The organism is Streptomyces sp. LZ34, assembly GCF_053890475.1.
Genome location: NZ_CM132680.1, coordinates 11644884 through 11658762, shown reverse-complemented (window position 1 = coordinate 11658762; position 13879 = coordinate 11644884). Strand labels below are relative to the sequence as shown.

General features: G+C 74.5%; 1 protein-coding gene (running past one end of the window). It reads right to left on the bottom strand.

What is annotated here, in order from left to right; all coding sequences use genetic code 11:
* Positions 1-13879, bottom strand: the 5' portion of a protein-coding gene (locus ACWY4P_RS50220; RefSeq protein ID WP_456207484.1) for an amino acid adenylation domain-containing protein. It extends 9014 nt beyond the left edge of the window; only the first 13879 of its 22893 coding nucleotides appear in the window; the start codon lies at positions 13877-13879; its stop codon lies beyond the left edge, outside the window.

The following is a 13879-nucleotide window of genomic DNA, read 5'->3' as shown; positions in this document are numbered from 1 at the left end:
CCACCTCGGCGGTGGCGTACGGCCGCTCGTCCGGCGCGGCACGGTCCACGATCCGCACCGCCCAGCGGTCCGGGCCCGCGGGCCGGCACACCAGCGCCGCGCGGACCGGTGCCTCCGGGGTGACGTGCAGCGGCCGCAGCACGGTCAGGTCACGCAGCTCCAGCCGGTCACACCGCTCCCCGTGCCTGCGGAACGCCTGGTGGATCAGGTCGAGGTAGGCGACGGCCGGCAGCAGCCGGCGGCCGGCCACCCGGTGACCGTCGATGACAGGGGTGTCCGCGGAGAAGGTGATCTCCTCGTCCACGGCGTATCCGGTCGTCGCTTCGGACACATCGGGTTCGTCACCCGCGTCGTACCAGCACAGGTCGCGTGCGAACGGGTAGCCCGGCAGTTCCACCCGGGCGGGCCGCGGCCCGTCGTACAGACGGCTCCAGTCCACGGCGGCACCGGCGGCCCAGGCCGCGGCCAGTGCCTCGGGGGTGTGCCGGGCGGGCGGCTCGGGACGGTTGCCGCGCGGGACGGCACCGGCCCAGACGCCGGGCACGTCCCGTCGCCCCCGCAGGTGTGCCTCGAGCAGGCCCGGCAGCTCGGCGAGGTCGGAGAAGACCACGGCCAGCCGGTGGGCCATCGCCTCGCGCCCGGACTGCAGGGTGTGGGCCAGGCCCGCCGGGTCGGTGCCCGCGCCGTCGGCACGGAGGAAGTCCGCCATCCGCCGGGCGTGGGCGTCCAACCGCGAACGGTCCCTGGCCGACAGTGCGAGGACGAACGGCGGCCGGGGGGCGGCGGACGGCGGTGTGACCGGCGGCATGTACTCCTCCAACAGGACGTGGGCGTTGGTGCCGCCCGCGCCGAAGGCGCTCACGGCCGCGGTCCTGGGCAGCGGCCGGCCCGCCTCGTCGACCGGCCGGGTCCACTCGGCGAGTTCGCGCTGAACGCGCAGCGGCGCCGTTTCGAAGTCGATGTTCGGATTGAGCCGTTCGGCATGCAGGGACGGCGCCAGCAGGCCGTGCCGGAGCTGGAGCAGCACCTTGGTGACGCCCGCGATGCCGGCCGCCGATTCGGCGTGCCCGATGTTCGACTTCACGGACCCGACCGGGATCTTCCGCCCTCCGAGGTCATGGCCCCGGAAAGCGCGCAGCAGGCCGGTGACCTCCACGGGGTCGCCGAGGGCGGTGCCGGTCCCGTGCGCCTCGATGTAGTGCACGTCCCCTGGCGTCCAGCCGGCGCGGGCCAGCGCGTCGGAGATCAGGCCGCCCTGGGCCTTCGCGTTGGGCACGCTGAAGCCCTTGCCGGCCCCGCCGTGGTTGACGGCGGAGCCGGCCACCACGGCGAGGACGCGGTCTCCGTCGGCCTCGGCCGCGGAGCGGCGCTTGAGCAGCACCGCGCCGCATCCCTCCGCCGGCACATAGCCGTCGCCGCCCTCCCCGAAGCTGCGGCAGCGCCCGTCGCTCGACAGGAAACCGCCGTGGCTGAGCTGGAGGTACTTCAGCGGGTGGCTGGAGATGTTCACTCCGCCGGCCACGGCCGTCTCGCAGTCTCCGTCCCGGATCGCCTGGCAGGCCAGGTGGATGGCGACGAGCGAGGACGAGCACATGGTGTCCAGGGCGACGCTCGGACCGTCGAAGTCGAAGAAGTACGACACGCGGTTGGCGACGGAGGCGTACGAGGACGAGGTCGCCACGCCCTCGCCGCGCAGTGCCTCCGCCACCCCGTAGAGCTGGTAGTGGCCGTACATCATGCCGACGAAGACCCCGGTGCGGGTGGAGGCCAGGCGCTCGCGCGTGATGCCGGCGTTCTCCAGCAGGTGCCAGACCACCTCCAGGAAGACCCGCTCCTGGGGGTCGATGTGTTCGGCCTCCAGCTGGGACATGCGGAAGAACATCGGGTCGAACCGGTCGACTTCGCGCAGGAAACCGCCCCACTTCGCGTGTGCCTTGCCGGTCGTCCGCGGATCGGGGTCGTAGTAGAGGGAGTGGTCCCACCGGTCCTTGGGGATCTCCTCGACGCAGTCCCGGCCCTCCCGCAGGTTGCGCCAGAACTCCGGCAGGTCGTCGGCGCGCGGGTAGCGGCCGCTCACTCCGACGATCACGATGTCGTCGTCGCGCCGCCGCCCCGTGGGCCGGGCGTTCGCCACCGCGGGGGCAGCGGCTTGCGCGGTGCCGGTCACCGTCGCGGCCGCCGTGGCGGCGGTGTCCGCCGGGGCGACCGGTGGCTCCGACGGCACCCGCGGGGGTGGCGCCTGCCGCGACGACGGGTCCGCCGCGGTGCCGTTCAGCACCTCCGGCAGCCGGTCGGCGTGCTCGGCCAGGAAGTGGTCCGCCAGTTCGGCCACCGTGAAGTATTCGAAGAACAGCGTCTTCGACAAGGGTCCGAAGGACTGCTCCAGGGCCCGGGTCAGGCTCATCACCAACAGCGAGTCGATGCCGTAGCGGTCGAAGGGCCCATCCGGCTCGATGTCCTCGACGGCCATCTTCAGCTCGCGGGCCAGCAGTTCCCGCAGGAACCGCTCCGTCGCGGGCCTCAGGTCCGCCGAGGGGGGTGCCGCGGCGGGCCGGGGCGCGGACGGTCCGCTCCGCCCACCGTGGTCCGCCACGTCGTCCGGCTCCAGGGCCCGCCCGATCGCGGCGCGGTCCCCCATGGCCAGCAGCAGCCGCGGCGCCTCGCCGGACAGGGCGCGTTCCAGTCCGTCGAGCGCCACGGCGGTGGGCAGCGGGCGGAAGCCCAGTTCGCGCCGCAGGGCCCGCTGGGTCGCGGCGTCCATGTCCATCCCGCCGTCGCGCCACAGCGGCCAGTTGACCGAGAGCGTGAGCCCGGAGCGGATACCGCGCCGACGCCGCTCCTCCCGATCGAGGGCGAAGTGGTCGAGGAATCCGTTGGCGAAGGCGTAGTCGCTCTGCCCGACGCTGCCCATCACCGCGGCCGCGGAGGAGAAGAGCGCGAAGTACTCCAGCGGCTCGTCCCGGGTCTCCTCGTCCAGCAGGCGCGCGCCCAGCACCTTCGGGGCCAGCACGGCCTCGGCCTCGGCCCGGGTCTTCCGCAGGACGAAACCGTCGTGCAGCACACCCGCCGCGTGCAGCACCCCGGCGATCCGCCCGAAGCGCTCCCGCGCGGCGGCCACCAGGTCCGCGACGTCCTGGCGGCGTGTCACATCGGCCCGGACATGGAGGATCCGCGCGCCGCCTTCGGCCAGCCGACCGATCCGGGCCCGGGCCTCGGGCGATGGCTCGGACCGGGAGGCGAGCACGATGCCGGCCTCGCTCCCGCGCGCCGCCAGCCGCTCGGCGAGATGCAGTCCTATGCCGCCGGCTCCCCCCGTGACGAGGTGCGCGCCGGCCGCGGCCAGCGGCGACGGCGCCGTCGCAGGGGGCAGGGCGGCCGTCCGCCAGGCACGCACCGACCGGTACCGCCCTTCGGTGCGCACTTCCGCGGGAACCCGCGGCGCGTTCAGCTCGGCCCGCACCAGAGCGGACAGGTCGGCGCCCGGCTCGTGGGCCACCGCGGTGACCAGCAGGTCCGGGTGCTCGGCGCGCACCGCACGGGCGAAGCCGCCCATGGCCGTGTGCACCGCCTCGTCGGCCGTCCCCCGGGGATACAGGTACAGGTAGCGCAGTTGTCCCGCGCGCCGGGCGATCCAGGCGCGGCAGAAGGCGAGTGCCGTGTGGAAGCCGGTGTCGAGGGCATCCTCGAGGGAGCCGTCCCGGGCGGGCAGATGGACGACACGGACCGGACCGGTACCGTGGCTCACGACGTCGTCGACCAGCCGCTGCGGATCCGGCCGGGCGGCGAGGTCGACCCGTATCACCTCGGCGCCGGTGGCCGCGGCCGGCGCGGCGCCGGGCGCCTGGCCGGTGCCGACCCCGTCGAGCAGCACCAGGAGTCCTCCGGGGCGCGGCTCCCGCGGCGGGGTGACGGCTTCCGCTCCCTCGGGTGCCGTCTGCCGCCAGTACGGCTCGAAGCAGGTCAGCGGCTCGTCCTCCGCGTCGCCCGGCACGTCGGGGGCCGTGGGCACCGAACGGACCGTGAACCGCTGGAGGCGCGCCAGCTCGGCCCCGTCGTCGTCCACCAGGCGGAGGTCGAAGACCCTGACATCGGGCGACGAGCCGTCGTCCGTGCGCCGGGCGTGGGCGTAACAGGTTTCCGGGAGGCGGTCGACGGCCAGTTCCACCGATCCCACCGAGTACGGCAGATACGCGGGCCGGTCCGCCTCGCCGGCCCCGGGCAGCAGCGTGCTGCCGGCGGTCTGCAGCGCCGCGTCCAGCAGCACGGGGTGGAAGCGGTGGTTCTGGGCGTCCGCCTCCGGGTCGGAGGGGAGCCGCAGCCGGGCCAGTGCCTCCCCGGTGCCCACCGCCAGCCGCTCCACCGCCTGGAAGGAGGGGCCGTAGACGAAACCGGTCCGCTCGAAGCGCTGGTAGCACTCCTCGCCGGACAGTTCTTCCCCGCAGCGTGCGCGGATGGGCTCCAGGGCCAGCCGTTCGGCGGCCTCGCGGCCCGCCGGCCCGGTGACCAGTTCCCCGCGGGCGTGCAGCCGCTCGTGGCCGCCCGTGTCCGCGGCGGCGGTGAGGATCTCGAAGGCGACGCGATCCGGCCGGTCCGGTCGGCGCGCCAGGCGGATCCGCACGGTGACGCCGGGCTCCGCGGTTCCCCGGAGGTTGGCTCGCGCCCCGCCGACGGCCACCGGGGCCGCCCAGGTCACCTCTTCGACGCGGTTCACCGGCACGCCGTCCGCCCGGGACAGCTCGCCGGCCGCGCGCGCCATCTCCAGCAGGACCGTGCCGGGAAGGATCGGGGTCTCCCCGGCCACGTGGTCGCGCAGGTAGAACTCGCGCCCGGTCAGCCGCTTGACGAACTCCTGGCCGTCGAAGGTCGACACATTGGCGTCCAGCAGCGGATGCGGCCCGGCCGGCTCCCCGGCCCGCGCGGCCACGAGGGCCGGGGCGTCGGCGGCCCAGTGCCGGGTGCGCTCGAAGGGGTAGGTGGGCACGCGCACCCGCCGCGCCGGCCGGACGGCGTCGTGGTGCAGCAGACGCCAGTCGATCTCCTCTCCCCCGGCCCACAGGTCCGCCAGCGTGTCGAGGTCGTACTCGGCCGCCAGCGCCTCGACGTACCGCTGCCAGGCCACTCCCCTGGGCCTCGCGGGGCGTCGGCCGCCGTCGGCGCGGCCGTGGAAGACGCCGGGCACCGCCGACCGCGCCCGGCCGTCGAGGAACGCCTCCAGCCGCTCCACCGCCCGCTGCCGGTCCTCGGCGACGACCGCCAACCGCTCCGGCATCGGGTCGCGACCGACCTGGAGGGTGTAGGCGATGTCCGCGAGTGCGGGCCGGCCGGAGCCCTGGGGCACGTCCTGCCTCAGCAGGTCCGCGAGACGCCCCGCGTAGGCGAGCAGAGCCGTGCCGGTACGCGCCGACAGCACCAGCAGCGACGGCCGCCGCTCCGCTTCCGCGGTCCCGCCGGCCCGCGGGGCGGGGTCGGGCGCCTCTTCCAGCACCAGGTGGGCCCCGGCTCCGCCGAATCCGAAGGAACTCAGGCCCGCCCGCCGGGGCAGGGGCTCGCCCCGGTCGTCGCGGCGCCGCTCCCACCGGACCGCCTCCGTGACGAGCTGGAAGGGGCTGCCGTCCAGGTCCAGATAGCGGTTCCGCTCGACCACGTGCAGGCCGGCCGGGATGGTCCCGTGCCGCATCGCCAGCACCACCTTGAACAGACCGGCCATGCCCGCCGCCGTCTCCAGGTGGCCCGCGTTGCTCTTCACCGAGCCGATGCCGCACGTCGGGCGCTCCGGCAGCGGTCGGCCCGCCTCCTCGTGCAGTCGGGTGAAGGCCGTCTTCAGCCCCGTGACCTCGATGGGATCGCCCAGCGCCGTACCGGTGCCGTGCGCCTCGACATAGCCGATCGTGGACACGTCGGTGCCCGCCGCGCGGTGTGCGCGCACGATGACGTCCGCCTGGGCGTCGGGGCTGGGTGCGGTCAGCGAGTTGGTGCGTCCCCCGTGGTTCACGGCCACACCCCTGATCACGGCGTGCACGGGATCGCCGTCGCGTTCGGCGGCGGCCAGGCCCTTGAGAACCACCGCGCCGATGCCCTCGCCGCGCACATAGCCGTTGGCACGGCTGTCGAACGCCTTGCAGCGACCGTCCTCGCTGAGCATTTCGCCCTTGCTGAGCGCGACATACAGCGAGGGGTCGAGCAGGAGGTTCGCCGCGCCGGCGACGGCGAGGTCGCACGTTCCGTCGCCGAGCGCCGACACGGCCAGCTGGATCGCGGTCAGCGAGCTGGAGCAGGCCGTGTCGACGGCGATGCTCGGCCCGCGCAGGTCCAGGAGGTACGAGATCCGGTTGGGGATCACCGAAAGCGCGGCACCCGTGAGGGTGTGGGCGTCGGTGCCGCGCCCCGCGGCACGCTGGACCTGGAAGTAGTCGGAGTTGGAGACTCCGACGAAGACGCCGACCCTGCGGCCGGCCAGCTCGGACGGCCGCACCCCCGCGTCCTCCAGGGCCGTCCACACCGCCTCGAGCAGCAGCCGCTGCTGCGGGTCCATCAGTTCCGCCTCGCGGGGCGAGATGCCGAAGAACGCCGCGTCGAAGCGGTCGACCTCCGGCACGAAGCCGCCCCAGCGGGAGCGGGAGAACTCGCCTTCGCGCGGATCGCCGGCGAGCCGGCGCCAATCCCACCGCTCGGCGGGAATCTCCTCGATCAGGTCGTGCCCCGCGGCCAGGTGCCGCCAGAAGGCGTCCAGATCCGGGGAGGCCGGGAGCCGGCCCGCCATGCCGATGATGGCGACCGCGCCTACGCCGCCGGCCGGTTGCCCGGTCTCCCCGGGCCGGGCGGCCGCGGACGACGGTGCGGCGGCGGTGCCGGCGACGGCCACCGGTCCGGCCGGTGCCGCCGGTGTGCCCGCCGCGGACGGTCCGCCGTAGCGGGCCCGGAAGACGGCCGGGTGGGTGTGCAGGAGGTGCGCGGCCAGGGCCGCGGGGGCGGGGTACCGGTAGAAGAGGGTCGGGAAGACCTCGATGCCGAAGTCCTGGCCGATCCGGGAGCTGAGGGCGGTGAAGCCGACCGAGTTCAGGCCCAGTTCGCCCAGCGGGCGGTGCGGGAGCACCCGGTCCGGTGCCACCTCCGCGACCTCCGCCACCAGGTCCGCCAGCTCCTCCGTCAGCCGGGTCAGCGCGGTGTCGCCGCTCCCGCCCGCCGACGTCGGCGGGCGGGGCTCGCCCGTCCGCGCCGACTGGGCTGTGCCGGACTGCGCCCGCAGCTCCTCCAGCGGCGTGGAGCCGAGCCGCTTGCGGTCCACCTTGCCGTTGAGCGTCCGGGGGAACTCGGCCAGCGGCACCAGGACGTCTGGAACCATGTATTCCGGCAGCCACGCGTACAGCGGTGCGGGGTCGATCGGCTCGGCGGGCCGCCCGCCGTCCGCCGTGTAGAAGCCGCGCAGCATCAGCCCGGTGCCGCCTGCCGCTGCGGCGGGCACCACCACCGCCTCGGCGACCCCGTCCAGTCCGCGCAGCGCGGCCTCCACCTCGCCGGGCTCGACCCGGTGGCCGCGGATCTTCACCTGCGCGTCCGCGCGTCCCAGGTACTCGAGACGGCCGTCGGGCAGGGCTCGCACCAGGTCCCCGGTCCGGTACAGACGTGGTGAGAGCGTGGTGTCGAACGGGTTCCGCACAAACCGCTCCGCGGTCAACTCCGGGCGCCCGACATAGCCGTCGGCCAGGCCGTCGCCGCCGATGTACAGCTCTCCGGGTACGCCGGGCGGCAGAAGCTGCCGCCGCTCGTCGAGCACCAGCAGCTGGGTGTTGGCGACGGCCCCGCCGAGCGTCACGCGCTCCCCGGCGCGGAGCCGTCCGACGGCGGACCAGATGGTGGTCTCGGTGGGGCCGTAGAGGTTCCACACCGCGCCGGTCCGGGCCACCAGGAGGTCCGAGGTGTCCTGGTCGAGGGCCTCCCCGCCGCACAGCGCGGTCAGCTCCGGGTCGCCCTTCCATCCCGCGGCGAGCAGCATCTTCCAGGTGCTGGGCGTCGCCTGGACCACGGTGGCGCCGGCCGTCTCCAGGTGCCGGCGCAGCTTCAGGCCGTCCCGGGCGACATCGGCGGGCGCGATCTCGACCCGGCCTCCGGCCACCAGCGGCAGGAACAGCTCCAGCGCGGCGATGTCGAAGCAGACGGTGGTCAGGGCCAGCAGCGTGTCGTCGGGGCCGAACCCGGGCTCGTGCCGCATCGAGTTCAGGAGGTTGACCAGGGCCCGGTGCGGAACCGCGACGCCCTTCGGCCCGCCGGTGGACCCGGAGGTGTAGATGATGTACGCGGTGTCCTCCGGGCTGGCCGGGCAGGCCGCCTTCCCCGGGGCGGCCGGGGCGGGGCCGTCCTCCGAGGCGAGCCCGTCCAGCAGCACTCTCGGTACGGAGCTCCCGCCGAGCGCGCCCTGCGCGGTCGCGGTGGTGAGGATCAGCCGCAGCCGCGCGTCCTCGGCCATGTGGCCGAGCCGGTCGGCCGGGAAGGCGGGGTCGAGCGGCACATAGCACCCGCCCGCCTTGGCCACCGCCAGGAGTGCGACCAGCAGTTCGGGGGACCGCTCCACCAGGACGCCGACGGCCCGGCCGGGGGCCACCCCGCGGCTCGCCAGCCGCGCCGCGAGCATGTCCACGCGCTCGACGAGTTCCGCGTAGCGCACCGACACGCTGCCGAACGTCACGGCGACGGCGTCGGGCCGACGCGCGGCCTGGTCCTCGATCAGGTCGGTCAGGGTCCGCCCGCCCGGATGGTCGCGGCGGGCCTGCCGCCACCGCGCCTCGGTCCGGCTCCGCTCCTCGTCGGTGAGCAGCGGCAGCCGGCCGAGGGCGCGGTCCGGCTCCGCCAGCGCCGACCGCAGCAGACGCGGATAGTGGGCGGAGAGTCGGCGTACGGTCGCCTCGTCGAAGAGATCGGGGTCGTACTTGAGGGTGAAGGCGCCGTCGCTCTCGCCCTCGACGATGTCCAGGGTGAGGTCGAACTCGCCCTCCTGGTGCACCCCGGGGAAGACTTCGCGCACCGGGCCCCGGTCGCCGGCCTCCAGCCAGTTCTGGAAGTAGAAGGCCGCCCGGAACAGTTCCGCGGTGTCCGTGCGGCCGGCTCGCCGCAGCTCCTCGGCGAGCGTGATCAGCGGGTAGTGGCCGTGCTCCAGTGCCTCCAGCACCGTGCGGTGCACCTGGTCGGCCAGTGCGCCGAATCCCTGGTCGGGGTCGACATCGGCCGGGAGCACCACCATGTTCATGAACAGGCCGAGCGTGTCGTCGAACCGGGCCAGGGGTCGGCCGGCCGTCGGCGTGCCGACCCTCATCTCACGTTGGCCGCCGTACCGGTGCAGCAGGGTGAAGAATCCGGTCAGCAGCACGGCGAAGGGGGAGGTCCGCCGGCCTGCGGCGAATTCCCGGGCGGCCCACATGAGTTCGGCGTCGATCCGCCCCTCGACGGCGGCGCCGCGGTGGCCGGGCACCGCCGGGCGCGGCCGGTCGCAGGGCAGTGCCAGCGGCTCGGTGTCGTGGTCGAGCCGCCGCAGCCAGTAGGCGCGCAGCCGCTCCCCCTCCGGTCCGCCGAGCAGTTCCCGCTGCCAGGTGGTGAAGTCGGCGAAGGTCGCCGCGGGCGGCGGGGCGGCGACCGGGTTCCCGGCCCTGACGGCCCGGTAGCCGGCGGTCAGCTCGCGCAGGATGACGGCGATGGACACCCCGTCGACGACGAGGTGGTGGAAGGCGAGGAGCAGCACCTGACGGCCGTCGCCCAGGGTGAACACGGTGACCCTCATGAGGGGACCGCGCTCCAGATCGAAGGGGCGCCGGGTCTCCTCCGCGACCCGCGCGCGGACCGCGCCCTCGTCCGTCACGGCCAGATGACGCTGCTGGAAGTGGAGTTCCTGCCAGGCCGCCACGGTGCGCACGGGACCGTCGTCGGTGGTGCGGAACGTGGAGCGAAGGCTGTCGTGCCGGTCGGTGATCCTCTGCAGGGCCTGGCGCAACGCGCCGATGTCGACGCCCGGGTCGAGCCAGAAGGTGAGCGGCAGGTTGTAGGCGTATGTGCCCGGCGCCATCCGATCGATGATCCACAGCGACCGCTGGCCCTCCGACAGCGGATGGTCGGTGGGCGGTTCCTCCGGGGGGATCGCCGGCGCGGGGGCAGGCGGCCGCGGTGCGGCCGGTGCCGGGACGGCGTCCGGCCGGGTGCCGAGCACGCCCTGTTCCACGTAGTGCCGGGCCAGCTCGCGCAGCGTCGGATGGTCGTAGAAGTCACCGAGCGGCACCGTCACGCCGAACTCTTCGGCGATCCCGGACACGATCTTCATACCGGTGAGCGAGTCGAATCCGTAGGAGGACAGCGCTCGGTCGGGCTCCAGCTCCACGTCGAGCTTCAGGGCACGGGCCACGATCGCCCCGAGCCTCACGGACAGCTCTTCGGATGCCGCCGGCCGCGGCCCGCCGCTCTCCCCGATGATCACGTGCTGGCCTCGCGGAGCACCGTCGGGCCCGCTGCCCCCGGCCACCGCCACCTCGCCGAATCCCTCCTCCCTCAGCAGCCGCCGCCAGGTCTCCGGTCCGGCCAGCGGCGAGTCCGGCAGCCGCAGGTCGGCGTCGCCGAACAGCCACCAGCCGTCCAGCACCCCGCCCACGACCGTGGTGGCGTCCCACGCCTCGGTCAGCTCGTTGAGGACCAGCCATCCGTACGGCCGCAGCAGGGCCTTGGCCTTCCGCAGGGAGGCGCGCAGATCCGCCGTCGCGTGCACCACGTTGGTGGCGAGCACGAGGTCGTGGCTGCCCGGGGTGAATCCCTGCTCCTCGATGCCCCGCTCCAGGTCCAGCACCCGGTACTCCACGAATCCCGGGGTGCCGTACGCGGCGGTGAAGCGTGCCTCGGCGTGCTCCAGGAACCGCGGCGAGATGTCGGTGAAGCGGTAGGTGACGCGGTCCGCGTGGGGCGCCAGTGCCGCCAGGACCTTCTCCGTGGTGGCCCCGGTCCCCGCCCCGAGCTCGATGACGCGCAGCCGCTCGCCATGGGGGATCCTGTCCAGCCGGGCCGCCAGATGAGCCAGCACCGCGTCGCCGACCAGCTCGTTGAACGAGTCGGTGAGCGGGTTGGCCTTGTAGAAGTCCTCCACCAGGGCGAGAGAAGAGCCGGGAAACATGATCTCGGTGGCCCGCGTCCGGCCGCGCAGGATCTCCGGGTACGAGCGGAGGAACAGCCGGGTCAGGGTCACCGTCGCGGCGAGGTCGGGGTGATCGGCGGCGATCCGGTCCAACTCCGGCTCCAGGGCGTCCGGATCGTACGGACCCGTCGGCGCGGCGGGCAGCAGCCGTATCCGTCCGCCGTCGAACTCGACGTACCCGGCCCGCCGCACGATGTTCAGCAGGGCCTCGTACAGCCGCCGGTACTTCGGCTGGATGCCCAGGCGCTCCGGCAGTTCCGCCCGGTCGTGGCTGTCGCCGGGGTTCACCAGGGCGCCCATGCGGCGGAGGACGCCGAGCACCGCGGGCCGGCAGACCTCGGCGAGCCGCCGGTGGCCCTCGAGCACGCCGTCGATGTCCGCGCTGCCGGGGCGGGGAAGCAGCAGCGTGGCGGCGGCGCCGCTCAGGGACGGGAAGCCGTCGTCCGCCGTCGGCTCCATGGCGCCGGCCGCGGCCGGCGCGGCAAGGGCCGCGTCGGCGGTCGGCGCTGGTAAGGCTCCCTCGGCGTCGGCGGACCCGACGGGGTGCCGCGGCTGTTCCGGCGGCCTCGGCAGCCAGTAGGACTGACGGGAGAACGGATAGGTGGGCAGGCCGACGCGTCGCGCCGGGCCGTTCGGACGCAATCGGTCCCAGTCGACTTCGGCGCCCCTCACCCAGCACTCAGCCACCCCGCGCAGGTCCCGGTCCCGCTGGGCGCGCTCCAGGCGTTGCCGGTCGTCCGCGGCGGGCCGGCCGGCGGGGACCCGGCCGGTGACGACGCCGGGGGCGGCGTCGCCGACGGCGTACGCGTGCAGCAGGTCGCGTGCCTCGGCCGGATCGGCGGTGAGAACCGCCAGCCGGACCTCCATCGCCTCGCGGCCGGTCTGCAGGGTGTGGGCGACATCGGACAGTGCGAGCGGCTCCGGCCCGTCCGCTGTCGCGTCGGGCCCGGCCAGCAGCGCGGCGACCGCGCGAAGGGTGGCGCTGCCGACCAGGACGCCGGGGCTCAGCCGCGTGTCGAACGCCGCGTCCAGTTTCTTGCCGAGGAGGACCAGCTCGGCGGCGCCGAAGCCGTACTCCCCCAGCGGCGTGACCGCGTCGAGGTCCTCGGCACCCACCTGGACCGCTTCGGCGGCGAGCCGCAGACACTCGGCCTCGGCCTCCGCCAACCGGCCGGCCGCGTCGCCGGGGTGGTGCGCGGGGCCGCCGAGCGCCTCCCGCAGGAAGTCGGCGAGCCGAGCGGCCGACGCCCGCAGCCGCTCTTCGTCGCGCGCCGACAGGACCACGAGCTCAGGACCGGTCCGCTCACCCGGCTGGGCGGGCACCGCTTCGTCCGCCCGGTATTCCTCCACGACGAGATGCGCGTTGGCTCCGCCGCCTCCGAAGGAGCTGACACCGGCCCGGCGCGGCAGCTCCACGCGCCGCCCGTCGGCGTGGACGGCGACGGGCCGCGGCCAGGGCTCGGGCTCCTGAGGTACGTGGAACGGCGTGCCGGTGAGATCGATCTCCGGGTTGAGCTCGGCGGAGTGCAGCGACGGCGGGATCGTCCCGTACCGGAACTGCATCAGCACCTTCGTCAGTCCCGCGATACCGGCGGCGGACTCCAGATGGCCGATGTTCGACTTCACCGAACCCACCGCGCACCGCTCCACCGCCCGCAGCAGCCCCTCGTCGAGGCTCTCGCCGAACGCCTCGGCCAGGCCCGACACCTCGATCGGATCGCCCAGTGGCGTGCCGGTCCCGTGCGCCTCGACGCAGCCGATGGTGCGGGGGTCGATACCCGCGCGGCGCAGACAGGTTTTGATCACTTCCGACTGCGCCCGCGGGCTGGGCACCGTGTAACCCCCGGTCTTTCCACCGGAGTTGACGGCGGACGCCAGGATGACACCGTGGATCCGGTCGCCGTCGGCCACCGCGCGCGACAGCGGCTTCAGCAGCACCGCGCCGACGCCCTCGCCGTCCACGAAGCCGTCGGCGCCCCGGCCGAAGCTCCGGCAGCGGTCTCCGGGCGAGGTCATGCCGTTGTCGGAGAGCGTGCGCAGGTGCGAGGTGTCCAGGATCAGGTTCACACCGCCGGCGACCGCGACCGAGCACTCCCCGGCGCGCAAGCTCTCACAGGCGAGGTGGATGGCGGTGAGGGAGGCCGAGCAGGCCGTGTTGACGGCGATGCTCGGGCCGTGGAGGTCCAGCACGTAGGAGACCCGGTTGGCGATGGACCAGTGCGCGGAGCGGGCGCCGTTGGCCGCGCCGAGGGCCGTGGCCCGCCCGCCCATCCACTCGTAGTCGCTGTTCATCACCCCGACGAACACGCCCACCGGATCGTCCGGCCGGGAGAGCCGCCGCGGTGGGTAGCCGGCGTCCTCCAGCGTCGCCCAGACGGTCTCCAGGAAGACCCGCTCCTGAGGGTCCATGGTCTCCGCCTCGACGGGCGCGATGCCGAAGAACAGCGGGTCGAAGGCGTCGGCGCCGTCGATCAGCCCCGCCCATCGGGGGCCCTCGGGCAGGGCGGGGCCGGACTCCGCCTCCCCGTGCCCGCGTCCCGGCGGGAACGCGGTGACGCAGTTCTCCCCGTCGCGCACCCGTGCCCACAGCTCCTCGGGGGTGGCGGCCCGAGGGTACCTGCCGGCCAGCCCGATGACGGCGATCCCTTCCACGGCCCGGGGCCCGGCCTGCGCCGTTTCCCGCAGCAGCCGCAGCAGTTCCCTGCGCCTGTCATCCAT